The sequence below is a fragment of the Streptomyces sp. Ru71 genome (assembly GCF_002920535.1).
Taxonomy (GTDB): Bacteria; Actinomycetota; Actinomycetes; order Streptomycetales; family Streptomycetaceae; genus Streptomyces.
The window spans coordinates 25,347-50,134 of record NZ_PQSS01000050.1; the positions used below are offsets into that span (position 1 = coordinate 25,347).

Here is a 24,788-nt window from a genome sequence, read left to right on the forward strand (position 1 = left end):
CGACGACGCGGCACGGGGCCTGGTCGCCCGGCCTTACGACGACGGGCTCGCCGAGGGCTTCTCTCCCTTTTTCAGGTAGCCCATGTCCTCGTACACCGGTGTCTGGAAACCGAAGGCTCCGGCGTTCGCGAGGGATTTCCGGGCGGCGATCAGCTGCGGGCGCTGGTAGAGGGGAATCGATCCTGCTGCCGCCCAGATGCGGGAGTCCGCCTTGCGGATCAGGTCGCGTTCCTCGTCCTGGTCCAGCGTCGCGATCGCCTGGGCGAAGAGCTGGTCCACCTGGTCGGTCCCGACCCGCGTGTAGTTCTGCTCGACCGTGAGCGAGCCGTCCGCGGCCGGCACCGGCTTGGCGTAGATCGGGCGGGCGTCGGTCGCCGGGAAGGCGGAGACCGGCCAGGAGTACAGCGCCAGGTCGTAGTCCCCGGCCGCGATGTGGTCCTTGAAGTAGCTCTCGTCGGACACCTTGGTGATGTCGGTCTGGATGCCCACCTTCCGCAGCATCGCCGAGATCCGGTCCGCGACCTGCCGCAGCGTCTGCGACCCCGCCCCCGAAGGCAGCACGAACCGCAGCGTCAGCGGCTTGCCGTCCTTGGCCAGCACCCGCACGCCCGTCCCGGCCGGCGCCGCCGTCCCCTTGGGCGCGTACGCCCCGGGCGCCCCGCCCGGCCGCAGCTGCCGCTCGGCGTACTGCCGGCCGTCCTGCGCCAGGTGCCGCCCGCCGTCCTCGCCCTGCCCGTGCTGCCGCCCCGCCTTGTCGTCCTGGCCGACGATGTACGCCCCGTCGGAGCCGCCCTGCGACTCCTCGTCGTCCTTCTTGCCGCGCGGCCGGCCGTCCGGTTCCGCCCCGGCCGCCTTCTCCCCCTTCTTCTTCTGCTCCGTCACCGGCCCGCCCGGCACCCACCCCGCGTCCGCGAGCAGCGCCTGCGCCTCCGCCGTGTCCTGGCCGCCGAGCGCGCCGCTGTTGTCGGCGTAGTCCGGCTGCCCGGCCAGGGCCAGATGACTGCCGACCGGCTCGGCCGGCAGCCCCAGCGGCTTGAGCACCAGCTTGGCCAGGTCCTTGCGGTCGAGCGCGCGGGCCACCGCCCGGCGTACCCGTTCGTCGGCCAGCGGGCCGTCGGAGCCGTTGAGCGCCAGCTGGGTGTAGGCCGGCTCGAAGGACTTGCGCACCTCGTAGCCGCGCAGCTGCTCCTTCTCCTTCTGCTCCCGCGCGACCGCCTCGGTCAGCTTCTCCCAGGCCCGCAGCTCCTCGTCGCCGGGCTCGGCGTCGGAGCCGCGCTGCGCCGCCCAGGTCCGCAGCGCCTTGACCGCCGTACGCCCGCCGGGGCCCTGCAGCGGTCCGGCCGCTCCCCCGGCGGAGCCGGTGACGCGGCGGGCGTCGGCGGGGTCGATCTCGGCCAGGTCGACGCTGCCCGAGGCGAGCGCCTGCGCCCGCTTGTCGCGCGGGATCGCCGCCAGCACGATCTCGTTCAGCTTCGCCGGGTGGCCCCACCAGCGCGGGTTGCGGGTGAGGACGACGTCCTTGTCCTTGGTGTCGACCGTCTGCACCTTGAAGGGCCCGGCGCTGACCTTCAGCTTGCGCCGCGCCCCGTCGTTGAAGGCGTCCGGCGTCCCCATGACGTCCTTCGGGTACAGCGGCGAGAACAGGGACTGCCAGTCGGCGTACGGCTTGGCGAAGGTGACCTTGACCTCCAGGTCGTTCGCCCCGCGCTCGATCTTCTCGATCCGCTCGTACCCGGCGTTGCGGGCGGTCCAGTAGGCGGAGTCCTTGCCGGACAGGGCACGCCACTGCGCGGCGAAGTCGGCCGCGCCGATCTCCCGGCCGTCGCTCCACACGGCCTGCTGGTTCAGCTTGTACAGCACGACCTGCTTGGGCTCGGTCTCGACGACCTTCGCGGACTCCAGGAAGTCGGGATTGCGCTGCGGCCGCCCCTGCGCGTCCGTCCGGAACATCGACGGCAGCACGGCCTGCGCGATCCGCGTGGTGGTGGCGTCGGCGTCGGACTGGAAGGTGTTCAGGGTCTCGGGGACGGCGTCCACGGCCCAGCGCAGGGTGCCGCCGTCGGCGATCTGGGCGCGGGCGGCCCGGGCGATGTCCTGCCCGGCGAGGGGTTTGCCGGCCTCGTCCTCGGAACTGCAGCCGGTGAGCGCGGTCACCGCGAGCGCGCCCGCGGTGAGGTAGGCGACCGAGCGCAGGACGGCGCGCGGTCCGACGACGTCGTGGGACATCTCTGGAGTACCTCCGGAAAGCCGCGGGCGTTATGATCACGTTTGGCGGTATATGGAGCTGATCACACGTATGCAGATTCGATGCAGCCACTGAAGAGGAAAGGTTCCGGCGACAGCGAGCGACACGGCGGGGACGGACCGTAAGGCCACTCGTCCGGCGCAACACACCGGGCAGTGCACCCGCACGCCTCCGCCAATCGGTGCACATCCCTTCCCAGCACAAGGTGTGACGCGCAACACTCGCAGGCGCATGAACGTTGCCACCCAGGGCCCGAGGGTCCCCCGGAAGTGAGGGCAAGTCATGTCCGTGCACGACGAACTCACATCAGTCCAGCGCAGCCTCGACGACCTGTACCGGTCGCTGGGACGCCTGGAGAAGCAGCTCGGCGGCGGCAGCCTGGAGATGCGCCGGGCCCGAATGGACGCCGACCATCTGCGCGAAAGCGTCTCGCTGCTGCGCTCGGCCATCGCCCCGGCCCAGGCCGCGCGGCCGGAGGTGGTCGCCATCCCCGACACCCCCTACGACGGATCCCTGTGGACCGACTCCGACGACGAGGGTCTGGGCGCCCGCGACCGGCACGCCCCCTGACCGGACGGGAGTCCTGACGTTGGCCACGGGTACCGAACCCCGTCCAGGAAGCGGCGGCGTCCGCTCGGCCTCACGCGCCGCCATCGCCGCCGCGCACCTGCGCACCGACCGCTGGTGGCTGGCCCCGGCCGCCACCGCGGCCGGTCTGCTCGCCTTCGTCGTGTACTCGACCTGGCGGGCCTTCGTGAACGCCGACTACTACGCGGCGCCGTACGTCTCGCCGTTCTACTCGCCGTGCCTGGCGCAGAACTGCCGCACCATGCACGCGGGCCCCAACGCGGACGTCTTCGGAAGCTGGTGGGGCATCTCCCCGGCGATCATCATCCTGATCTTCCCGCTGGGCTTCCGGCTGACCTGCTACTACTACCGCAAGGCCTACTACCGGGGCTTCTGGGCGTCCCCGCCGGCCTGCGCGGTGCCCGAGCCGCACGCGAAGTACACCGGCGAGACCCGCTTCCCGCTGATCCTGCAGAACGTCCACCGGTACTTCTTCTACGCCGCGATCCTGGTCGCCGGGGTGCTGACATACGACACCGTGCTCGCCTTCCGCGACGAGCACTACCGCTGGGGCCACATGGGGCTCGGCACGGTGGTCTTCCTGGTCAACATCGTGCTGATCTGGGCGTACACCGTGTCCTGCCACTCCTGCCGGCACATCGTCGGCGGGCAGCTCAAACACTTCTCGAAGCATCCCGTGCGCTACCGGATGTGGCAGTTCGTCGGCCGGCTCAACGCCCGGCACATGCTGCTCGCCTGGGCGTCCCTGGTGAGCGTGGCGCTCGCCGACTTCTACGTGTATCTCGTCGCGTCCGGTGTCTTCGACGATCCGCGCTTCTTCTAGAGATTCCAGTGAGGGACTGACCGATGTCCGTGGTGGAACGGCAGCAGTGGGACGTCGTGGTCGTCGGTGCCGGCGGCGCCGGGCTGCGCGCCGCGATCGAGGCGCGCGAGCGGGGCGCCCGGACGGCCGTGATCTGCAAGTCGCTGTTCGGCAAGGCGCACACCGTGATGGCCGAGGGCGGCATCGCGGCGGCGATGGGCAACGCCAACGAGCACGACAACTGGCAGGTCCACTTCCGCGACACGATGCGCGGCGGGAAGTTCCTCAACCAGTGGCGGATGGCCGAGCTGCACGCCAAGGAGGCCCCCGACCGGGTGTGGGAGCTGGAGACCTGGGGCGCCCTGTTCGACCGCACGAAGGACGGGCGGATCTCCCAGCGCAACTTCGGCGGCCACGAGTACCCGCGGCTGGCGCACGTGGGCGACCGCACCGGCCTGGAGCTGATCCGCACCCTCCAGCAGAAGATCGTCGCCCTGCAGCAGCAGGACCACAAGGAGACCGGCGACTACGAGTCGGGCCTGAAGGTGTTCCAGGAGTGCACGGTCACCAGGGTCCTCAAGGACGGGGACCGGGTCAGCGGGGTCTTCGGCTACGACCGTGAGAGCGGGCGCTTCTTCGTGCTGGAGGCGCCCGCCGTGGTGATCGCCACCGGCGGCATCGGCAAGTCCTTCAAGGTCACCTCGAACTCCTGGGAGTACACCGGCGACGGCCACGCCCTCGCCCTGCTCGCCGGCGCCCCCCTGCTGAACATGGAGTTCGTGCAGTTCCACCCGACCGGCATGATCTGGCCGCCGTCGGTGAAGGGCCTCCTGGTCACCGAGTCGGTGCGCGGCGACGGCGGGGTCCTGAGGAACTCCGAGGGCAAGCGGTTCATGTTCGACTACATCCCGGACGTCTTCAAGGAGAAGTACGCCGAGACGGAGGAGGAGGCCGACCGCTGGTACGACGACCCGGACAACAACCGGCGTCCCCCCGAACTCCTCCCCCGCGACGAGGTCGCCCGCGCGATCAACTCCGAGGTGAAGGCCGGCCGGGGCTCCCCGCACGGCGGGGTCTTCCTGGACGTGTCCACACGGATGCCGGCGGAGGTCGTCAAACGGCGGCTGCCGTCGATGTACCACCAGTTCAAGGAGCTGGCCGACGTCGACATCACCGCGGAGCCGATGGAGGTCGGGCCGACCTGCCACTACGTGATGGGCGGCATCGCCGTCGACTCCGACACGGCCGCCGCGCGCGGGGTGCCCGGACTGTACGCGGCCGGTGAGGTCGCGGGCGGCATGCACGGCTCCAACCGGCTCGGCGGCAACTCGCTGTCCGACCTGCTGGTGTTCGGGCGGCGGGCCGGCTGGCACGCGGCGCAGTACGCGCAGGGCCTGGCCTACGAGCGGCCCCCGGTCGACGACGCCCAGGTGGACGCGGCGGCGGCCGAGGCGCTGCGGCCGTTCTCTGCGGAGGGCGACGCGGCGCAGGGCCCGCCCGAGAACCCGTACACCCTCCACCAGGAGCTCCAGCAGACCATGAACGACCTGGTCGGCATCATCCGCCGGGAGGCGGAGATGGCGCAGGCGCTGCACAAGCTCGGAGAGCTGCGGCTGCGCGCCCGGCGGGCCGGGGTGGAGGGCCACCGGCAGTTCAACCCGGGCTGGCACCTGGCGCTGGACCTGCGGAACATGCTGCTGGTCAGCGAGTGCGTGGCGCGGGCGGCGCTGGAGCGCACCGAGTCGCGCGGCGGCCACACCCGGGAGGACTTCCCGTCGATGGACCGCACCTGGCGCCGGGTGAACCTGCTGTGCCGGCTCACCGACCCGACGGGCGGCCTCGCGGCCACGGACCCGGGGCACGGTCAGATCACCCTCGAACGGGAGACCACCGACCCGGTCCGCCCCGACCTGCTCTCCCTGTTCGAGAAGGAGGAGCTGGTCAAGTACCTCGCTGAAGAGGAGCTGTACTGATGAGCAGCTACCAGGCTCGCTTCAAGGTGTGGCGGGGGGACGCGGACGGCGGCGGCCTGGAGGACTTCACCGTCGAGGTCAACGACGGCGAGGTCGTCCTCGACATCGTCCACCGTCTCCAGGCCACCCAGGCGCCCGACCTCGCGGTGCGCTGGAACTGCAAGGCCGGCAAGTGCGGGTCGTGCTCGGCGGAGATCAACGGCCGGCCCCGGCTGATGTGCATGACCCGGATGTCGGTCTTCGACCGCGCCGAGACGATCACGCTCACGCCGCTGCGCACCTTCCCGGTGATCCGCGACCTGGTCACGGACGTCGGCTTCAACTACGCCAAGGCGCGCGAGATCCCCTCCTTCGTACCGCCGCCGGACCTCGGGCCCGGCGAGTACCGGATGATGCAGGAGGACGTGGACCGCTCGCAGGAGTTCCGCAAGTGCATCGAGTGCTTCCTGTGCCAGGACACCTGCCACGTCGTACGCGACCACGAGGAGAACAAGCCGGCCTTCGCGGGCCCGCGCTTCCTGATGCGGATCGCCGAACTCGACATGCACCCCCTGGACGCGGCCGAGGAGACCGGCCTGGACCGCAAACGCACGGCCCAGGACGACCACGGCCTCGGCTACTGCAACATCACCAAGTGCTGCACGGAGGTCTGCCCCGAAGGCATCAGGATCACGGACAACGCCCTGATCCCGCTGAAGGAACGGGCCGTGGACCGCAAGTACGACCCGCTGGTGTGGCTGGGCTCGAAGATCAGGAGGCGGACGTCGTAGGCCGGTCGGCCCAGCCCTCCCGGTAGGCCGCCCAGTCGGCCTCCGTCGCCGCGAAGTCCACGTACAGGGCGACGCCGAAGTTCGCGCGGGCCGCGTCCGTGCGGGACAGGCCCAGGCGGACGCCGCGTACGGCCGCCGGGACGGTCTCCGCGGCGCCGCGGTGGCCGAAGCGGTTCTCGTGGTAGAAGGGCAGGCCCATCAGCAGGTCCGTGGTCGGCGGGGTGACCTCCAGGGCGAGGGAGGTCTGCTGGGCGACGTACCCGCCGTAGGTGCTCTGCCACTGCTGCATCGTGTCGTACGACATGACGGCGATCTGGTCGACGCGGCGCGCGACCTGGCCGAAGAACTCCTGCGACCACCATTTGGGGTGCCCGGCGAGCACGCCGAAGACGGAGTGCAGCCCCGGCAGGGGGTCGATCTGGTGCGCGGCGACGGACAGCAGCGCCCCGCGCGAGCGGGTCTCGCGGTGCAGCGCGTCGAGCAGGCCGAGGTAGTCGCGGTCGCCGGAGTGCAGGGGCTCCAGGTCGAAGTGGGCGCCGTCGAAACCGGCGTCGAGGACCGCGCGGGTGGAGCCCACGATCGCCGCCCGGGTCGCGGGCAGCTCCAGGCGCAGCCCGTCCGGCCCCTCCGTGGCCAGCACATCGCCCAGCCACGCCTGCACCCGTACTCCGGGCAGTTCCCGGTGCACGGCCGCCACCAGCCAGCGCGCCCTCGGGTACGCCGACGCGGGCAGCGTGCCGTCGTGCTCCAGCGGGCCTGCGTGCACATACAGGTCGCGGACGCCGGTGCCGGCGAGGCGGTGGGCGAGGGCGGTGACGTCGGCGTCCTTCTTGCGGCCGTCGATCCACGCGTGGCCGAGCCACAGGGCGTCCCGGTTCCGGGTGCGGGTGCCGTCGGCGACGTCGCCGGTGTAGTTCACCCGCAGGGCGATCTGCGTGGCGAGCACCGGGAGCAACAGGAGCAGCACGAGGGCCAGCCCGGTGCGGCGGGCGCGGCGCGGCCACCGGCGCCGGGGAGCGGACCCGGGCGGGCCCGGCTCAGCGCCCTGCCGTCGCGGCCGGCGGAGCCGGGGGCGCGAGGCGGGTGACTCGGGGCCGGCGGCCTCCTCCGGTATGCCGTCCGGTCTGTCCGCCGGGTCCTGCGTACGCTGCGCCCGCTCCATCCCCGTACCCCTCCCTGGTCCGTCCGCCCCACACCGGACGTCCCGTCCGTCCGCCCCCCGGACGCGTCCCGCTCGCGGCCCCGCATACCGGGTCATACGCTCCAGAACGTGACGTCATCCTCTCCCCGGGGCCGCCCGCGGCGTACCGCGTCGCACATATCCGTGCGGGTGGCGCATGCCGCGCTGGGCGGCACGGTGGGGGTGGTGTGGCTGGTGTTGCCAGGGATGACGACGATCAGCGGGCCGCCGGTTGCGATCGCCCACCCGGCGCCGGCCACGAGCACGGCCGCGCAACCCCGTGAGGACGAGACCTCCCCGACGGATCTGCTGCTGCCCCTGGTCGCCGTGGGAGCGGCCGGACTGCTCGCAGGCTACGGCTACCTGCGGCACACCCGACGCACCCGGACCCGCACCCCACCGACCGCCGAGCCGCCCGCGCCACCTGCCGGCACGGCCCCCGCGCCGCCCGCCGCCGAACCCCGGCCCGCGCCGACCCTGCTCCCGCCCCGCCCCTACACGCCGACGCCGGACGAGCTGGACCGGCAGGCGCGGGCGGCGCTGGTGGAGGCCGACGACTGTGTGCGCACCAGCCGCGAGGAGCTCCACTTCGTGCGGGAGCTGCACGGCCCACAGCCGGTGGAGCCGTTCGCGCGGGCCCTGCGAGAGGCGGAGGGCGAACTGGCGGCGGCGTTCGCGCTGCGTCAGCGCTACGACGAGGGTCTGCCGCAGGAGGAGGACTCCGCGCGCCGGCACACGCTCGCCGGGATCACCGGCCGGTGCGCGGAGGCGGGGCGCGTACTGGACGCGCATGCGGCCGCCCTCGACGAACTCCGCGCCCTGGACACGGACCCGGCTGCCGCGCTCGGTGTCGCGGAGGCCCGCTTCCGGGCGCTGGCCGCCCGGACGGGGGACGCGCAGGCCACGCTCACCGCCCTGGGCGAGCGGTACGCGCACAGCGCGCTGGCACCGGTCGTCGGTTACGTCGAGATGGCCAAGGACCGCCTGGTGACGGCGACCACCCGCCTCAACGAGGCCCGCCAAGCGGCCGACCGGGGCGAGAGCGGACACGCGGCGGCGCGACTGCGCTCCGGTGAGGCGGCCGTGGCGCACGCGGAGGTCTTCGTCACCGCCGTCGAACGGCTGGCCCGCGAGCTGGCGGCGGCCCGCTCCATGCTCCCGGCGGCCCTCACCGGCGCGGAGGCGGAACTGGCGGCGGCCCGCCGGGCCACCCCGGTGGACATACCGCCCGGCGAGCTGCGCTCCCGCGCGGCGCACGCGGACGCCGTGCTGACCTCCGTACGGCTGGAGCTGACCGGTGGACGGCCCTACGACCCGCTGGCGCAGCTGCGGCGGATCGTGCGGGCGCTGGCCCCGGTGGCGACCGGCCGGGCGGGGGTGCTGCCGGCCGCCGGCCGGCTCACGGCCGGCAGCGCGGTGGCCGGCGCGGACGGTTTCGTCGCCACGCACCTGGGCGTGGTGGGCGCCGAGGCCCGCACCCGCCTGGCGGCGGCGACGGCGTCCCTGCGGTCGGACGCGCTGCCCGGCCTGGTGGCCGCCGACGCCCTGGCCACGGCGGCCCGCGACCACGCCGAACAGGACGTCCGCGTGCACGGCCCGCCACTGGAACCGGAGCCCCTGAGCTACGGCGGCCCGGCGACGCGACGCCGCCGCGAGACCACCGCATAGCCTCAGAACAGGCTCAGCAACGCCTCCGCCGGGTCCGCCGGGCCCGACTCGCCGTCCGGCAGGGCGAGTTCGAACCAGACCGTCTTGCCGCGCGGGGTGCGGCGCGAGCCCCAGGACGCGGAGAGCAGGCCGACCAGTTGCAGACCCCGGCCGCCCTCGTCGGTGTCCCGGGCGCGGCGGCGGCGCGGCTGGACCAGGCCGGAGTCCCAGACCTCGCAGACCAGCGTGCGGTCCAGCAGCAGCCGCAGCCGGATCTCGCCCTCGCCGTATCTGAGGGCGTTGGTGACCAGCTCGCTCACCAGCAGCTCGGTGGTGTCGACCAGCGGCTCCAGGTCCCAGGCGAGCAGCCGGGCGCGGGCGTACTCGCGGGCCCGGCCCACGCTGCGCGGCTCGCGCGGCAGGGTCCAGTCGCCGACGGAGTCGGCGGGCAGGCCCTGGACGCGGGCCATCAGCAGGGCGATGTCGTCCTCGCCGTGATGGGTGTCGAGGGTGTTGAGGACCTGGTCGCAGACGTCCTCCAGGGGACGCGCGGGGTCGGTGAGCGCGCCGACGAACGCCTGCAGGCCCTCGTCCAGCGGGTGATCGCGGGACTCGACCAGCCCGTCCGTGTAGAGGGCGAGCAGCGCGCCCTCCGGCAGCTCGACCTCCACCTCCTCGAACGGCTCCCCGCCGACGCCGAGCGGCATCCCGGGCGGCACATCGAGCATCAGCGCCGACTCGCCGGGTTCCACCAGCACCGGTGGCAGATGCCCGGCGTTGGCGAAGGTGCAGCGGCGGGTGACGGAGTCGTAGACGGCGTAGACACAGGTCGCGAGGTACACCTCGGACAGGTCGGCCTCGCGGGGGCGGCGGGCGGCCCGGGTGGCCTGCTGGACACCGCCGGGGGTGCCGAGCCCGCGCGCGATCTCGTCCAACGCGGAGAGCACCTCGGCCGGTTCCAGGTCGAGCAGCGCCAACGTGCGTACGGCGGTGCGCAGTTCGCCCATGGCCACGGCGGCGCGCAGCCCGCGGCCCATCACGTCGCCGACCACCAACGCGGTGCGGTGCCCGGGCAGTTCGATGACGTCGAACCAGTCGCCGCCGACCTCGCTGGGCCTGCCGGTGGAGGCGTTGCCGGGCAGATAGCGGCAGGCGATGTCCAGGCCGGAGGCGACCGGGTCACCGGGCGGCAGCAGGGACCGCTGCAGTATCAACGCCCGCTCGTGCTCACGCCGGTACAGGCGGGCGTTGTCGATACAGACCGCGGCCCGCGCCGCCAGCTCCACCGCGAGATCCCGGTCCCGGTCCCCGAACGGCTCGCTGCCCTTGGTCCGCGCGAACAGCGCCAGTCCTACGACGGTGTCGTGGGCGACCATCGGCACGGCGAGCATCGACTGCACCAGCCCGCCCTCCTCGCCGGGCACGTTCCGCGGCCGGGCGGTGCGCAGGGCGTCGGCGAACGGCGAGTTGAACGGGTAGTGGTGGACCGCGCCGACCGGCACCGGCTCACCGGAGCCGCCCCGGAACGGGGTGTCGGCGACGGCGCTGGCGTAGGCGACGCGGCGCAGTTCGGCGCTGCCGTCGGCGAGGCCGGGCGGGGTCTCGTCACCGGCCAGCAGACCCTGGTAGAGGTCGACGGTGGCCAGGTCGCAGAAGCCGGGCACGACGACGTCGAGGAGCTCGCGGGCGGTGGTCTCCAGGTCCAGCGAGTTGCCGATGCGGGCGCCGGCCTCGTTGAGCAGGGCGAGGTTGCGCCGTGCGGCGGCGGCCTCGCGGGCGGCGGCGCGGCGGGCGGTGATGTCGGTGCCCAGCCAGGCGATGCCGATGGGCCGGCCGGAACCGCTGTGCACCCGGTAGAGGTTGATGGACCAGTGCCGGCGCTCCTGGGAGCCGGGCACATGCCCGGTGACGTGCATGTCGGTGATGGAGTCGCCGGTCTTCAGGACCCGGCGCAGGGTCGCCGAGACCCGCTCGGCCTCGCGCCGCGGCAGATAGTCGTACACCCCCTTGCCGCGATGGTCATCGGGGGTGCCGCCGAAGATGGACGCGAACCGCTGATTGGCGCGGCGCACTTTCAGTTCGGTGTCGATGAGCAGGAAGCCGAACGGGGACTGGCCGAAGATGGCCTGCGAGGCGGCGAGGTCGGTCTCGATGCTGCGCAGGGTGCGCACGTCCACGACGATGCAGACGGCGGCCTTCTCGCCCTCCTGGGTGCGCGTCGGCATGACGTACACCTCGGCGAGCCCGTCCGTGCCGCGCCCGCCGCCCTCCTCGTCGGGCACCCGGAACGGGACCACGCCGGTCCACTCCCGGCCGTCGAGGATCTCGGCCATCTTGCGCTGGCCCCGGTCGCGCAGGTCGGGGTCGATGAACGCCTCTATGGGATCCATGCCGACGGCGCGCTCGGCGGGGATGCCGAAGATCTGCTCGGCGCGCAGGGTCCACTGGTCGACGAGTCCGTCGGGGCCGATGGAGAAGGACGCGACCTTGATGTAGTCGTAGATCGAGCCGGGCGGACTGCTCTGCCACAGAGTGTCACCGGGCCGCTCCGCATGGGAGGCGAGCGCACCCGCGGCTGCCGTCTTCGCGCCGTCCGACGGGTCCTCGGACTCCGTGGCCTTCGCTGGTATCTCGCTCACGCGAACCGTCCCCTCCAGCTCACCGCGTCGGCACCGGTCACCGGCAGCGGCTGCCCGCAGTATCCAGCACTACGGCGCCGCACGACACGGTGTTCACGATCACAGCACGGTCCAGCTCGTTTTTGGCCCGTCCTGCGAGAACACTTCCAGTCTTCTAACCAGGCGGGACGTCCTCGAATCACGCACTCCGGCACGAGTGCCCGGCCGTACCCCTCGCGGGGCCGTGCGCCGTGCACCCTGTCTGACCCTCAGCCGGGGAGCGACGGGCCCCGGCCGGGCAGCGCGAGTTCGAACCACACCGTCTTGCCGCCGTCACCGGGGCGGGTGCCCCAGCGCCGGGAAGCCGATGCGACCAGTTGCAGACCCCGGCCGCTCTCGTCGTCGGGGTGCGGGGTGCGTTCACGGGGCATGTCGGGCAGCGGGTCGGAGACCTCCACCAGCAGCACGCCGCGGCCGTCGCGCCCGGCGGGCCGCACCAGGCGGACGCCGATCGGGCCGGTGGCGTGCCGCAGCGCGTTGGTGACCAGTTCGCTGACCAGCAGCGCGGCGGTGTCGCCGAGGCTGTCCAGGCCCCAGGTGTGCAGCCTCCCCCGTACCGCGGACCGGGCGGCGCGCACGGCGCCCGGCTCAGCGGGGAACGTCCACTCGGCGCAGTCGCCTTCGGTGTCGATCACGCCGATCACTTCCCAGGCCAGCGGTCTGCCACCCCTGTCCGGTTTCGTGGGGTTAATGGGCACATACCCGATATCCAGTGGGGGGTACCGCCCGAGCGGGCGCACTGTGGCACTAACGGCGTACGGGGGCGCTCGCGCCGGCGGGGGCGGGGTGCGGCTATGAGCTCGGCAGGTGTGGGGCGTGGGTGGGTGCCGAGGCGGCTAGGAACTCGGGGGGTGCGGGGCGTGGGTGGGTGCCGGGGCGGCTAGGAGTTCGGGGGGTGCGGGGCGTGGGCGGGTGCGGGATCGTCGTGGCTGGTCGCGCAGCTCCCCGCGCCCCTGAGGTGGGGACAGTGGGCGGTGGTCGCCTGTACCGCCGGGATGTCCTGGTCCAGCCAGTCGACGGTCCAGAGCTCGTCGGGGGTCAGCCAGCGAAGCTCGTCGTGGTCCTCCAGGGCCACGGGCTCCGGAGAGCCGGGCAGCAGCCGGGCCGTCCAGACCCGGAGCACGTACGGCTCGCGCAGCGGCCACTCCCCCGGCACCCGGGCGAGCGGCTCCGCCGTGACGCCCAGTTCCTCGCGCAGTTCGCGCACCAGTGCCGCCTCGGGCGCCTCGCCCTGCTCCACCTTGCCGCCGGGCAGCTCCCAGCGGCCGGCCAGCTCGGGAGGCGCACTGCGGCGCGCGGCGAGCAGCCGCCCGTCGTCGAGCAGCGCCGCCCCGACCACCACGATCCGTTCCGTCATGCGCCGGAGCCTACGTGAGCGCGGCGCGGGTCAGTTCCGGGTGCCCTCCGCGTTCTGGCCGTGCTGGCCGATGCGTTCGACCCAGTAGAGCTGCTTGTGCCCGCGGGCGTCGAGGCTGTCGGCGATCTTCTGGGCCTCCGCCCGGGTCGCGTACCTGCCCACGCTGTAGCGATTGCCGTTGTCGTCCTGCCGTATGACGACCCAGAGAAGGGAGATCGTGCTCTCGTTCATCGCGCCCCACCGCTCCTTCCCGCCCTGGCTCGCCCGCGTCCCATCCGCGGCCCGAACCCCCCGCCCGCTAAGGAAACCGCAATCCGCATATGCCCGAGCCTACGCCCAACCTTCACGCACCGAATACGGCTTTTTACGAAGAGGTACGCAACCGGCCAGTACGGAAGGGGCGCACGAGGGCGAATGCGCCGTGCACCCCACACGACGCGCCCGCTCGGCGCGCTGCCGGGCACACCGGGGCAGACGGGGAACGACCTGCGAAGACGACCGAAACGTGACGGCGGGCGCAGGGCCGGACAGACGGCCCCCTCCGCGCCGGCCGGGGCGCGAACCGCAAAGGTGTGCGCTACCTCACCGGCAGGTGGTACGCGACCTGGTAGCGGTCGGCCGGGATGACGACGTCGGCGGTCTCCACCGGGCGGCCCGAGGCGTAGTAGGTGCGCTGGACGACCAGGACCACATGGCCCGGCACCCCGCCGAGCGCCTGCAGCTCCTCGGCGAGGCCGGGACGGGCGCCGACCTCCTCGGTGACGTTGTCCACGATGACGTCGATGGCACGCATCCGCTCCACCACGCCCATCCCGCCGAGCGGGCCCTCCTCCGGCAGCATCACCGGTGTGCGGCCGGTGAGGGCGAGCGGCTCCCAGGAGGTGGAGAGCATCATCGGCTCGCCGGACTCCCGGAAGAGGTACCGGGTGCGCATCACGCGGTCTCCGGGCTCGATGCCGAGCCGCTCGGCCACGGCCCGGCTCGCCTCCGTCTGCTCGCTGCTGGACTCCCAGGTCCCGCGCACGCCGGCGTCGGCCTGCTCCTGGCGGAACGGGGTGGCCCCGGACTCGGGACGGAAGCCGGAGCGGGCGATCCGGCGCGGCACCGGCTGCTCGCGCACATACGTCCCCGAACCGGAGCGGCCCTCGACCAGCCCCTCGGCCATCAGCACCTTGCGCGCCTCCAGCGCGACGGTGTCGGAGACGCCGTACTCCTCGCGGATACGGGCCTGGGAGGGCAGCCGGGTGTGCGGTGGCAGCAGACCGTCGACGATCTTCTTGCGGAGATCACCCGCGACGCGCAGATACGCCGGCTGCTCACCGAAAGTCACTGGCCGCTCCCATCAGCTTGTACAGACAGCAACAGCGTGGCAACCGTAGGTTGTGCCATGCAAGCAAAGGCCAGAGAATCACTCGATGTGATGACATGCGCCGGGGCGGGGCTTTACCCAGGCACTTCTTTCCACTCCGCCGACGATCACACCTGCGTCGAGCCCTGATCGCCGGAGCCGCCCGAGCCCTCGCCATCGCCGGAACCGCCGGAACCGCCGGAATCGCCGTACCGGGCGGAGCGCGGCGTGGCGGCCAGCTTCAGCGCCTTGCGCACGGCGACCGTCGAGGCGCCCTCGTCGACCTCGTACGCCTCGTAGTAGTGCTGATCGAAGGTGACCGCGTCGTCGGCGGTGGCCGCCTTCGCCCACTCCTTGCGGGCGTTCTCCAGATCCTTGAGGTAGGTGCTCATCTGCCCGGCCACTCCGGCCGGCCAGGTGTGCTCGCGCAGCGCCCGGATCTGCCCCGCCACGGCGGTGTCCATGCCGGCGGCCCAGGTCTTGTTGCCCTCCAGGTCGTCCTCGGCGAGATCCTCCGGCTCCTGGTCGGCGAAGGTCTCGACGGCGGCGTCCGCCCGCAGGAACGCGAGCTGGTCGGCGTCGAGCGTGGTCTCGTCGGCGCGCAGCGAGCCGGTCAGCGTGCCGTACTCGTCGGCGTTGCCGAAGACGCAGGCGACCTCGTGGTCACCGCGTCCCCAGGCGCGCTCACCGGGCGTGTAGTAGTACAGGTCGACGTTCTCGGGCCATGCCCAGCTGTCCATGACGTAGGACCGGGCGAGCGGATGGCAGCGGACGTACGCCGTGTCCTTGATGGTGCTGTCGCCGGGGTAACCGTCGCCGCCCGGCATCGTGAACGTGCCGAACACCTCGCCGTCGTGCACGCCCTCGCAGGGCACCTCGTCGAGGCCGCGGGTTGCGCCGCCCAGCGCGCCGGGCTCGACGAAGCAGTGACCCTTGCCCAGCGAGAGGGCCGTTTCGCCGCGGGCGCCCTCCTTGACGCCCTGCCAGAACTCGGAGACGCCCCCGGTGGCGAGGGCCAGCACCCACAGGGCGAGGCCGATCGTCGACAGCACGGAGCCGCCGATGGCCAGCGCCTTGCCGCGCTCGCCCCGCCTGCGGATCTGCACCAGCGCGATGACGCCGAGCACCAGGCCGACGGCGGGCAGGAAGCACAGGGCGCCGAGGACGAGGGAGGCGATGGCCACGCCGTTGACCGGCACGGGCCGGTTGAACGGGACGTAGCCCTGCCCCCAGGGCTGATACGGCGGGGCGTAGCCCCCGGGTGCCTGGTACGGGCCCTGCGGCGGGACTGCCTGATGGGGGCCCGGCGCGGACGGAGGCTGCTGGGGTCCCGGGGGCGGCGGTATGGACACGAGGGCCGTGCTCCTGCTTCGGACGGTACGGGCGAGGGGAACTGACGCACTGGGATGTTCGCATGCGCCACTGACAGGCCGGCCGCCCGTCCGGCTTCCTCGCGCAGACCGGGCCGGCCGCCTAGGCGTCGAAGGCGGTGCTCCGGGCCTGCTTCTCCCAGGCGGCGATCTCGGCACGCACCTGGTCGAGGTGGCCGACGACCGCGTCGACGCCGTCCTCGCCCAGCGGCAGCCGCAGCGGGGTCTGGTCGGCCTGGAGGGCGGCGAGGATGACCGCCGCGGCCTTGGCGGGATCGCCCGGCTGGGTGCCGTCGCCGCCCTCGACGAACCCCCGGGTCTGGCTCACCTTCGGGTACAGCCCGCTGTCGGCGCTGATCCCGGCCCGGTGGCCCTGGAAGAGCGAGGTGCGGAAGGCGCCCGGCTCCACGATCAGCACCTTGATGCCGAACTCGCGCACCTCGTCGGCGAGTCCCTCGGACAGCCCCTCCAGCGCGAACTTCGTCCCGCTGTACGCCGAGAAGCCGGCGAAGGACATCTGCCCGCCCATGCTGCTCATCTGCACGATCGCGCCCGAGCGCCGCTCGCGCATGTGCGGCAGCACCGCCCGCGTGAGGGCCGCCGGCCCGAAGACGTGCAGTTCGAACAGCTCGCGCAACTCGGCCTCGGTGGTCTCCTCGAACGCGCCGACATGGGTGCGGCCGGCGTTGTTCACCAGCACGTCGATCCGTCCGTGCCGGGCGATGACGTCCCGCACGGCCCCCTCGGCGGCACCCGTGTCGGAGACGTCCAGGCGCAGCGCCTCGACCTGGTCGGGGTGCGCGGCGACGAGGTCGTCGAGCGCCTCGGGGCGCCGTACGGCCCCGACGACCACGTCACCGGCGGCGACGGCCGCCTCGGTGATCGCCCGCCCGAAGCCGCTGCTCGCCCCGGTCACCAGCCACACCTTGTTCATGACCCCTCCTCGTTCTGTGTCGGACACGAACAGCCTGCGGGTCCGGGGACTTGTCTGTCCAAGATCCTCGGTGATAACCGATGGGCATGACCACGGATGTCCATGTGCGGGACCTGCGCTACTTCCTGGCGGTCGCCGAAGAACTGCACTTCACCCGCGCTGCCGAGCGCCTGTATGTGTCGCAGCCCGCGCTGAGCAAGCAGATCCGGGCGCTGGAGCGGCAGTTGGGCGTGGAGCTGTTCCACCGCGACCGGCACAGCGTGGCCCTGACGCCGGCGGCCGAGGCACTGCTGCCGCACGCCCGGCGGGTGCTGGCCGCCTGGACCGACGGCGCGGCCGCGGTGGAGGCGGTCAGGGCCGCGCAGCGCAGCACGCTGGTGGTGGGCATGAGCACCAGCCCCGGCCGCGGCGGCCTGCTGCCGGCGATCCGCTCCCGCTTCACCGCGGCCCACCCGCACGTGACCCTGCGGCTGCGGCAGGTGAGCTGGGACGACCCGACGGCGGGCCTGGCGGACGGCACGGCGGACGTGGCCTTCGTCTGGCTGCCGCTGCCCGACGAGACCCGCTACGCCTGGACGGTGCTCGCCGAGGAGCCCCGCCTGGTCGCCCTGCCCGACGCCCACCCGCTCGCCGGCCGCGCCGAGATCGACTTCGCCGACCTGGCCGACGAACCGTTCCTCGCCCTGCCGCCCGCCGCGGGCGTTCTGCGCGACCACTGGCTCGCCCTCGACGAACGCGCCGGCCGCCCGCCCCGCATCGGCGCGGAGATCGCCGGCACGGAGGAGACGTACGAGGCCCTGGTGGCCGGCCTCGGCATCTGCCTGGTCGCCGCCGGCAACGCCCCGCTGATCACCCTGGGCGGCGTGACCACCCGCCCGGTACGGGGCCTGTCCCCCAGCCGGTACGTCCTGGCATGGCGGCGAGCGGACGCGGACCGGCCGCTGGTCCGGGCCTACGCCCGGGCGGCACGGGAGGCGGCGCGGGCGGGCAGCCCCCCGGCCGCTCGTTGACGATCTCGTGGCAGGCACGGGAAAAACGGAAGGGGCCGGACTCCGCGGAGTCCGGCCCCTTCCGCCGTGCTCAGACGTTGAAGCGGAACTCCACCACGTCCCCGTCCTGCATGACGTAGTCCTTGCCCTCCATGCGGGCCTTGCCCTTCGCGCGGGCCTCGGCGACCGAGCCGGTTTCGACCAGGTCGTGGAAGGAGATGACCTCCGCCTTGATGAAGCCCTTCTGGAAGTCCGTGTGGATCACGCCGGCCGCCTCGGGGGCGGTGGCGCCCTTCTTGATCGTCCAGGCGCGGGATTCCTTGGGGCCGGCCGTGAGGTAGGTCTGCAGGCCGAGGGTGTCGAAGCCGACGCGGGCCAGGGTGGCCAGGCCCGGCTCGTGCTGGCCGACGGACTCCAGCAGCTCCAGGGCCTCCTCCTCGTCCAGCTCGGCGAGGTCCGCCTCCAGCTTGGCGTTGAGGAAGATCGCCTCCGCGGGGGCGACCAGGGCGCGCTGCTCGTTCTTGAAGTCCTCGTCGATCAGTTCCTCCTCGTCGACGTTGAAGACGTAGAGGAAGGGCTTCGTGGTGAGCAGGTGCAGGTCGTGGAGGAGCTCCGCGCGCTCGCTGCCCTGGACGATGCCCTGGGAGAACAGGGTGTCGCCCTTCTCCAGGATCTCCTTGGCCTCCTCGACGGCCTTGACCTTCGGCGCCACGTCCTTCTTGATCCGGGACTCCTTCTGGAGGCGCGGGAGGACCTTCTCGATCGTCTGGAGGTCCGCGAGGATCAGCTCGGTGTTGATCGTCTCGATGTCGTCCTTCGGCGAGACCTTGCCGTCGACGTGGACGACGTTCTCGTCCTTGAAGGCGCGGATGACCTGGCAGATCGCGTCGGACTCGCGGATGTTCGCGAGGAACTTGTTGCCCAGGCCCTCGCCCTCGGAGGCGCCGCGCACGATGCCGGCGATGTCGACGAAGTCGACGGTGGCCGGAAGGATGCGCTCCGAGGAGAAGATCTCGGCCAGTTTCGCCAGCCGGGGGTCGGGGACGCCGACCACGCCGACGTTCGGCTCGATCGTGGCGAACGGGTAGTTGGCCGCCAGCACGTCGTTCTTGGTCAGGGCGTTGAACAGGGTCGACTTGCCGACATTGGGCAGACCGACGATTCCGATCGTGAGCGACACGTTGCGACTTCCCGTACGTGAGGGTGGAGGGCGGCGGGTCCCGGGCGGGGCCGATCCACCAGTCTACGGGGTGAGCGTGGGGCGCCCCGTGGTCGTCTCGAACGGTTGGCCGGGCTTAGCCCAATGGCGTGTCCGCGAGATGAGCGGGCGGATGAACCGACCTAAGTTGGTCCAATGGAGCAGCAGCCCAGGACGCGCCCTTCCCCGTACGGACCGCGCCGCCGCACGTCGTCGCCCTCGCCGCTGCCGCCCCAGGCGGGGCGCGGGAGGCGGGAGGCGGACGGCGCACGCCCGGCCCAGCCGGCCCCCTCGTGGGGGCGCGGTGCGGCGCAAGGTGCCGCCGTGGCCGGTCAGCGTCGCGCGGTCACCGTACGGCGGCCCGCTCCCCCGGCGCCGCGCCCGGTGCGGCGGCTGCCCAACCCCCGGCTGACCGGGCTGGGCAGCGGGCTGTTCTGCGCGGCCGCGATGGTCGCCTGGGCGCTGGCCGTGCGGCTGCTGTTCGCCGGCTCGCCGACGGCGTACGGCGTGCTGTTCCTGCCGGTGTGCGTGCTCACCGCCGTGTGGGTGCGCAAGGGGGATCTGCTGATCGCCCCCGTCGTGGTGCCGATCGCGTTCGCCGCGGGTCTGGTGCCGCTGGCCGACGGGCGGGAGGGATTCGGCGGCCGGTTGATGAGCCTGGTCACCGCGCTGGCGACGGAGGCGGGCTGGCTCTACGCCGGCACGCTGGCCGCCGGTGTCATCGCGACCACGCGCCGGCTCAGCCTGATCCGTCACCGCCGCCGCCAGGCCCGAGGGCGCGGCGGCTCCCTGCGTCAGGCGCGCGGCTAGGCCCTGCCGGGCCCCGCGACGCCGGGACGATCCGCACGACCGGGCCTAGCTGCGGGCGGCCGCGCGCATCGCCGCTCCCACGATGCCCGCGTTGTTCTGCAGCTGGGCCGGGACGATGTCGGCTCTGATGCCCTCGATCAGGTGCAGGAACTTGTGGGACTTGCGGCTGACGCCGCCGCCGATGATGAACAGCTCGGGTGAGAACAGCATCTCCACGTGCGCCAGGTACTTCCGCACCCGGCGGGCCCACTGCTCCCACGACAGGTCGTGGTCGTCCTTGGCCTTGCTGGAGGCGCGCTTCTCCGCGTCGTGGCCCTGCAGCTCCAGGTGGCCGAGTTCGGTGTTGGCCACCAGCGCGCCGTCGGTGAAGACCGCGCTGCCGATGCCGGTGCCGAAGGTCAGCACGATCACGGTGCCCCGCCGGTCCTTGCCGGCGCCGTAGCGCATCTCGGCGACGCCCGCCGCGTCCGCGTCGTTGACCACTGTCACCGGCAGGCCGCCGAGGCGCTCGGCGAACAGGGCGCGCGCGTCGGTGTCGATCCAGCTCTGGTCGACGTTGGCCGCCGTACGGACCATGGCTCCACCGGTGACCACGCCGGGGAAGGTGAGGCCGACCGGGCCGCTCCAGCCGAAGTGGTCGACGACCTCCTTCACTCCGTCGGCCACGCCGGCCGGGGTCGCCGGGTGCGGGGTCAGGACCTTGAAGCGCTCCTGTGCCAGGTCGCCCCTGTCCAGATCGACAGGGGCGCCCTTGATCCCGGATCCGCCGATGTCCACGCCGAAGATCTGCATGGCTCCACGTTACGACGGACCACTGACGGTCACGCCTGCGACGGACCGCTCCCGCCGCGCTCGGCGACCAGCGCGGCCGCCTCCTCGCGCAGGTCGCGGCGCAGCTCCTTGGGCAGGGAGAAGGTGATGGACTCCTCGGCGGCCTTGACGATCTCCACGTCCTCGAAGCCGCGCTCGGCGAGCCAGGCCAGCACCTGCTCGACCAGCACCTCGGGCACGGACGCGCCGGAGGTGACGCCGACCGTGCCGACGCCCTCCAGCCACGCCTCGTCGATCTCGTCGGCGAAGTCCACCAGGTACGCGGTGCGGGCGCCGGCCAGCTTGGCGACCTCGACCAGGCGCTTGGAGTTGGAGGAGTTGCGCGAGCCGACCACGATGACGAGGTCCGCCTCGGCGCCCATCTGCTTCACGGCCTGCTGACGGTTCTGCGTGGCGTAGCAGATGTCGTCGCTGGGCGGGGAGACCAGCCCGGGGAACTTCGTCTTCAGCGCGTCGACGGTCTCCATGGTCTCGTCCACGGAGAGCGTGGTCTGGGACAGCCAGACGACCTTCGACGGGTCGCGGACCTCGACCTTGTCCACGTCGCCGGGGCCGTCGACGAGCTGGATGTGGTCGGGGGCCTCGCCGGAGGTGCCGATGACCTCCTCGTGGCCCTCGTGGCCGATCAGGAGGATGTCGTAGTCCTCGTTCGCGAACCGGACCGCTTCCTTGTGGACCTTGGTGACCAGCGGGCAGGTGGCGTCGATGGTGGCGAGCCGGCCCTGGCGGGCCTCCTCGTGGACGGTCGGGGCCACGCCGTGCGCGGAGAACATCACGATGTTGCCGGGCGGCACCTCCTCCGTCCGCTCGACGAAGATCGCGCCCTTCTTCTCCAGGGTCTGCACGACGTACTTGTTGTGGACGATCTCGTGCCGGACGTAGACCGGGGCCCCGTACTGCTCCAGGGCCTTCTCGACGGCGATCACGGCGCGGTCCACACCCGCGCAGTAGCCCCGGGGGGCGGCGAGCAGGACACGGCGGCCAGGCGAAGCAGTCATGCGTCCCATCGTACGGGTGCGTCCGGCCGCCCAGAGATCGCGCACCGGGCGCCGCACGGGGAAGCTGGTTGGCATGTCCGATACGGATACGACGGCGTCCCCGGCCGGCGAGCACCAGCGGCTCCGGCGCAGCCTCGGCTTCCGTGACCTGGTGGTCTACGGGCTGCTGTTCATCGCCCCGATGGCGCCGGTCGGCGTGTTCGGCACGCTCGACGCCAAGTCGCACGGGGCGGTGGCCCTGGTGTACGTGGTGGCGACGGTCGCCATGGCGTTCACCGCTTTCAGCTACGCGCAGATGGTGCGGGTCGTCCCCCTGGCGGGCTCGGTGTTCGCCTACGCGCGCGTGGGGCTCGGCGAGGGCGCCGGGTTCGTCGCCGGCTGGATGGCGATGCTGGACTACGTACTCATTCCGGCGGTGGCCTACCTCTTCTCCGGGATCGCGATGAACTCCCTGGTCCCGGAGGTGTCCCGGTGGGTGTGGACGGCGCTGGCGGTGGTCGTCACGACGGTGCTGAACCTGTGGGGCGTGCGCACCGCCGCGCTGGCGGGCTTCCTGGTCCTGGCGATGGAGATCGTCGTGCTGCTGGTGTTCGTGGTCGCGGCGGTCGTGGTCCTGGCGCGCGACGGGGCCGAACGGGGCGTGTGGTCCCCGCTGTCGGGGGACGGCACCCAGGGCGCGTTCGCGCTGTCGGCGGTCCTCGGGGCGGTGTCGGTGGCCGTGCTGTCGTATCTCGGCTTCGACGCCATCGCCACGTTCGCCGAGGAGACCACCGGCGGGTCGCAGAAGGTGGCGCGGGCGCTGCTGTTCTGCCTGGCGCTCGCCGGTGTGCTCTTCGTCGCGCAGACCTATCTGGTCGCCCTGCTGGAGCCCACCTCGTCCGCCCGGCTGGCCGCCGATCCGGCCGCGCAGGGCTCGGCGTTCTACGACGCGGTGGACGCCTCCGTCGGCACGTGGCTGCACGACCTGGTCGCCGTGAGCAAGGCGATCGGGGCGGCGTTCGCGGCGCTGGCGGGGCAGGCGGCGGCGGGACGGCTGCTGTTCGCGATGGGCCGCGAGCGGCGGCTGCCGAGGGTGCTGGCGCGGACGGACGGCGGGGTGCCGCGGGTGGCGCTGCTGTGCGCGGCGGTGATCACGCTGGTCGCGGCGGGCTGGGCGGCGCGGCGCGACGACGGTCTGGACAAGCTGGTGTCGGTGGTCGACATCGGTGCGCTGACGGCGTTCACGCTGCTGCACGCGAGCGTGGTCGGCTACTTCGGGCGCCGGCGGGGCGAGCTGGTCTGGTGGCGGCATGTGCTGGTGCCGGTCGTCGGGGCGGGGATCACCGTCGCGGTGATCGTGGAGGCGAGCGGCGTGGCGCAGGTGGTGGGGGCGGTGTGGCTGGTGATCGGGCTGCTGGTGCTGGTGGGGCAGCGGGGGCGGCTGCGGCCACGCGAGTAGCGGTGGGGGCGTGCCCGCGACACCCCAGGGCGCGGCCGGCCCCCCGGCCCCGGCACACCGCCGAACCCACCGCGGCGCTCACCCGCGGCCCCGTGCACGCCGACGGCATGTCGTACCCGGCCGTTACGCTCGACCGCATGGCTGTCTCCACGACTCCCGAAGCGCCGCTCCCCGTCGGTGAGGTCTCCCGCCTGATCGGCGGCTGGATCGACCGCCTCGGCGCGGTGTGGGTCGAGGGGCAGATCACCCAGCTGTCGCGCCGCCCGGGCGCCGGCGTGGTGTTCCTGACGCTGCGCGACCCGTCGTACGACATCTCGGTGAGCGTGACCTGCTACCGCCAGGTGTTCGACGCGGTCGCCGACGTCGTGGGCGAGGGCGCGCGGGTCGTCGTGCACGCCAAGCCGGAGTGGTACGCGCCGCGCGGGCAGCTGTCGCTGCGGGCGGTCGAGATCCGCCCCGTGGGCGTCGGAGAGCTGCTGGCCCGCCTGGAGCAGCTGAAGAAGGCGCTGGCGGCCGAGGGGCTGTTCGCGCCCGAGCGCAAGAAGCCGCTGCCGTTCCTGCCGCAGCTGATCGGGCTGGTGTGCGGCCGGGCGTCGGCCGCCGAGCGGGACGTGCTGGAGAACGCCCGGCACCGCTGGCCGCACGTGCGCTTCGAGGTGCGCAACGTCGCCGTGCAGGGCGTGCACGCGGTGCCGCAGGTGGTGCAGGCCGTCAAGGAGCTGGACGCGCTGGACGAGGTCGACGTGATCATCGTCGCGCGCGGTGGCGGCAGCGTGGAGGACCTGCTGCCGTTCTCCGACGAGCAGCTGGTGCGGGCGGTGGCGGCGTGCCGCACGCCGGTGGTGTCGGCGATCGGGCACGAGCCGGACAACCCGCTGCTGGACCATGTCGCCGACCTGCGGGCGTCCACCCCGACGGACGCGGCGAAGAAGGTCGTGCCGGACGTCGGCGAGGAGCTGGAGCGGGTGCGGATGCTGCGCGGGCGGGCCCGGCGGTGCGTGGAGGCGTTCGTCGAGCGGGAGGAGCGGGGGCTCGCCCACGCGCTGGCCCGGCCGGTGATACAGGACCCGCACCGGATGGTGGACGAGCGGGCCGACCAGGTGGAGTCGCTGGTGGAGCGGTCGCGGCGGTGCCTGGGGCATCTGCTGGACCGCGCGGACTCCGAGCTGACGCACACGCACGCGCGCGTGGTGGCGCTGTCCCCGGCGGCGACGCTCAAGCGCGGGTACGCGGTGCTGCAGAAGGCCGACGGGCATGTGGTGCGCGATCCCGCCGAGGTGGAGGCGGAGGAGCCGCTGCGGGCGCGGGTGGCCGAGGGTGAGTTCACTGTCCGAGTCGACGTTTAGGTTGGGTGGATGACCAGCAAGGTGGATGAGGCGCTCGGGTACGAGCAGGCGCGGGACGAGCTGATCGACGTCGTACGGCGTCTGGAGGCCGGCGGTACGACGCTGGAGGAGTCCCTGGCCCTGTGGGAGCGCGGCGAGGAGCTGGCGAAGGTGTGCCGGCGCTGGCTGGAGGGCGCGCGGGCGCGGCTGGACGCGGCGCTGGCCGAGGAGGAGGCGGAGGCCGAGGAGTAGTCACCGGCGAGTGTGAGGGCGCTCACCCCGGGCCACCCTTTGTTGAACTTTGAAC

The 24,788-nt window shown here is 72.8% G+C and carries 22 protein-coding genes; 10 read left to right on the forward strand and 12 right to left on the reverse strand.

Going from position 1 to position 24,788, the window contains the following annotated elements; all coding sequences use genetic code 11:
- Positions 1-33 precede the first annotated feature (33 nt).
- Positions 34-2,226 (reverse strand): ABC transporter family substrate-binding protein, encoded by a 2,193-nt coding sequence (locus tag C3489_RS25555; protein ID WP_103784410.1) that lies wholly within the window; start codon positions 2,224-2,226, stop codon positions 34-36.
- A 301-nt stretch (positions 2,227-2,527) separates the two neighbouring features.
- On the opposite strand from C3489_RS25555, the gene C3489_RS25560 reads away from it, so the two are divergent.
- Genes C3489_RS25560 through C3489_RS25575 form a run of 4 tightly spaced genes read left to right on the forward strand, consistent with a single transcriptional unit; the run spans position 2,528 to position 6,378 of the window.
- Positions 2,528-2,815: a hypothetical protein gene (locus C3489_RS25560; RefSeq protein WP_103784411.1), complete on the forward strand. Its 288-nt coding sequence runs from the start codon at positions 2,528-2,530 to the stop codon at positions 2,813-2,815.
- A 19-nt stretch (positions 2,816-2,834) separates the two neighbouring features.
- Positions 2,835-3,656: a hypothetical protein gene (locus tag C3489_RS25565; RefSeq protein ID WP_103784412.1), complete on the forward strand. Its 822-nt coding sequence runs from the start codon at positions 2,835-2,837 to the stop codon at positions 3,654-3,656.
- A gap of 23 nt (positions 3,657-3,679) precedes the next feature.
- Entirely contained in the window at positions 3,680-5,608 is a 1,929-nt protein-coding gene (locus C3489_RS25570; protein ID WP_103784413.1) for a fumarate reductase/succinate dehydrogenase flavoprotein subunit, read from the forward strand.
- On the forward strand, positions 5,608-6,378 hold the full coding sequence (locus C3489_RS25575; RefSeq protein ID WP_103784414.1) for a succinate dehydrogenase/fumarate reductase iron-sulfur subunit: 771 nt from the start codon (positions 5,608-5,610) through the stop codon (positions 6,376-6,378). Before C3489_RS25570 ends, C3489_RS25575 begins: the two co-directional genes overlap by 1 nt.
- Here C3489_RS25575 and C3489_RS25580 read toward each other — a convergent pair.
- Positions 6,359-7,540: a hypothetical protein gene (locus tag C3489_RS25580; RefSeq protein WP_258054942.1), complete on the reverse strand. Its 1,182-nt coding sequence runs from the start codon at positions 7,538-7,540 to the stop codon at positions 6,359-6,361. The two genes, C3489_RS25575 and C3489_RS25580, sit on opposite strands and share 20 nt — an antisense overlap.
- Positions 7,541-7,648: 108 nt before the next feature.
- Here C3489_RS25580 and C3489_RS25585 point away from each other — a divergent pair, with 108 nt between their 5' ends.
- Positions 7,649-9,226 carry a hypothetical protein gene (locus C3489_RS25585; protein WP_258054943.1) on the forward strand — a complete coding sequence of 526 codons (1,578 nt, stop codon included), beginning with the start codon at positions 7,649-7,651 and terminating at the stop codon, positions 9,224-9,226.
- A 2-nt stretch (positions 9,227-9,228) separates the two neighbouring features.
- Here the strand turns inward: C3489_RS25585 and C3489_RS25590 are convergent, their stop codons facing one another.
- The 7 genes from C3489_RS25590 to C3489_RS25620 form a co-directional block, all read right to left on the reverse strand.
- Positions 9,229-11,844 carry a SpoIIE family protein phosphatase gene (locus C3489_RS25590; protein ID WP_103784417.1) on the reverse strand — a complete coding sequence of 872 codons (2,616 nt, stop codon included), beginning with the start codon at positions 11,842-11,844 and terminating at the stop codon, positions 9,229-9,231.
- Positions 11,845-12,092: 248 nt separating this feature from the next.
- Positions 12,093-12,581, reverse strand: coding sequence for an ATP-binding protein (locus C3489_RS25595; protein ID WP_181139839.1), 489 nt, complete (start codon positions 12,579-12,581; stop codon positions 12,093-12,095).
- Between the two features lie 182 nt (positions 12,582-12,763).
- On the reverse strand, positions 12,764-13,240 hold the full coding sequence (locus C3489_RS25600) for a (deoxy)nucleoside triphosphate pyrophosphohydrolase (RefSeq protein ID WP_103784418.1): 477 nt from the start codon (positions 13,238-13,240) through the stop codon (positions 12,764-12,766).
- A gap of 30 nt (positions 13,241-13,270) precedes the next feature.
- A complete protein-coding gene (locus tag C3489_RS25605) occupies positions 13,271-13,471 on the reverse strand; it encodes a hypothetical protein (protein WP_103784419.1) in 201 nt (66 codons plus the stop codon).
- A 346-nt stretch (positions 13,472-13,817) separates the two neighbouring features.
- The gene (locus C3489_RS25610; RefSeq protein ID WP_103784420.1) at positions 13,818-14,570 is read right to left on the reverse strand and encodes a GntR family transcriptional regulator; all 753 of its coding nucleotides are present in this window, start codon (positions 14,568-14,570) and stop codon (positions 13,818-13,820) included.
- Between the two features lie 146 nt (positions 14,571-14,716).
- Positions 14,717-15,940, reverse strand: a complete 1,224-nt coding sequence (locus tag C3489_RS25615) for a DUF4190 domain-containing protein (RefSeq protein WP_103784421.1) — start codon at positions 15,938-15,940, stop codon at positions 14,717-14,719.
- Positions 15,941-16,061: 121 nt separating this feature from the next.
- A complete protein-coding gene (locus tag C3489_RS25620; RefSeq protein ID WP_103784422.1) occupies positions 16,062-16,892 on the reverse strand; it encodes an oxidoreductase in 831 nt (276 codons plus the stop codon).
- Between the two features lie 80 nt (positions 16,893-16,972).
- Between C3489_RS25620 and C3489_RS25625 the strand changes: the two genes are divergently transcribed.
- Positions 16,973-17,902, forward strand: a complete 930-nt coding sequence (locus tag C3489_RS25625; RefSeq protein ID WP_103784423.1) for a LysR family transcriptional regulator — start codon at positions 16,973-16,975, stop codon at positions 17,900-17,902.
- Positions 17,903-17,972: 70 nt separating this feature from the next.
- Here C3489_RS25625 and ychF read toward each other — a convergent pair whose 3' ends face one another.
- Entirely contained in the window at positions 17,973-19,061 is a 1,089-nt protein-coding gene (gene ychF / locus C3489_RS25630) for a redox-regulated ATPase YchF (protein ID WP_103784424.1), read from the reverse strand.
- A gap of 342 nt (positions 19,062-19,403) precedes the next feature.
- Here ychF and C3489_RS25635 point away from each other — a divergent pair, with 342 nt between their 5' ends.
- Positions 19,404-19,889 carry a DUF6542 domain-containing protein gene (locus C3489_RS25635; RefSeq protein ID WP_308460824.1) on the forward strand — a complete coding sequence of 162 codons (486 nt, stop codon included), beginning with the start codon at positions 19,404-19,406 and terminating at the stop codon, positions 19,887-19,889.
- Positions 19,890-19,934: 45 nt separating this feature from the next.
- Here C3489_RS25635 and ppgK read toward each other — a convergent pair whose 3' ends face one another.
- Positions 19,935-20,681: a polyphosphate--glucose phosphotransferase gene (gene ppgK / locus C3489_RS25640; protein ID WP_103784426.1), complete on the reverse strand. Its 747-nt coding sequence runs from the start codon at positions 20,679-20,681 to the stop codon at positions 19,935-19,937.
- Positions 20,682-20,710: 29 nt separating this feature from the next.
- Positions 20,711-21,727 carry a 4-hydroxy-3-methylbut-2-enyl diphosphate reductase gene (locus C3489_RS25645; RefSeq protein WP_103784427.1) on the reverse strand — a complete coding sequence of 339 codons (1,017 nt, stop codon included), beginning with the start codon at positions 21,725-21,727 and terminating at the stop codon, positions 20,711-20,713.
- Positions 21,728-21,791: 64 nt separating this feature from the next.
- Here C3489_RS25645 and C3489_RS25650 point away from each other — a divergent pair, with 64 nt between their 5' ends.
- From C3489_RS25650 to C3489_RS25660, 3 genes are all read left to right on the forward strand, one after another.
- Complete coding sequence (locus C3489_RS25650; protein WP_103784428.1) at positions 21,792-23,156, forward strand: APC family permease; 1,365 nt, start codon at positions 21,792-21,794, stop codon at positions 23,154-23,156.
- 137 nt (positions 23,157-23,293) lie between these two features.
- Positions 23,294-24,502, forward strand: a complete 1,209-nt coding sequence (xseA, locus tag C3489_RS25655) for an exodeoxyribonuclease VII large subunit (protein ID WP_103784440.1) — start codon at positions 23,294-23,296, stop codon at positions 24,500-24,502.
- A gap of 9 nt (positions 24,503-24,511) precedes the next feature.
- Positions 24,512-24,733 (forward strand): exodeoxyribonuclease VII small subunit, encoded by a 222-nt coding sequence (locus C3489_RS25660; protein WP_103784429.1) that lies wholly within the window; start codon positions 24,512-24,514, stop codon positions 24,731-24,733.
- The last annotated feature ends 55 nt before the right edge of the window (positions 24,734-24,788 follow it).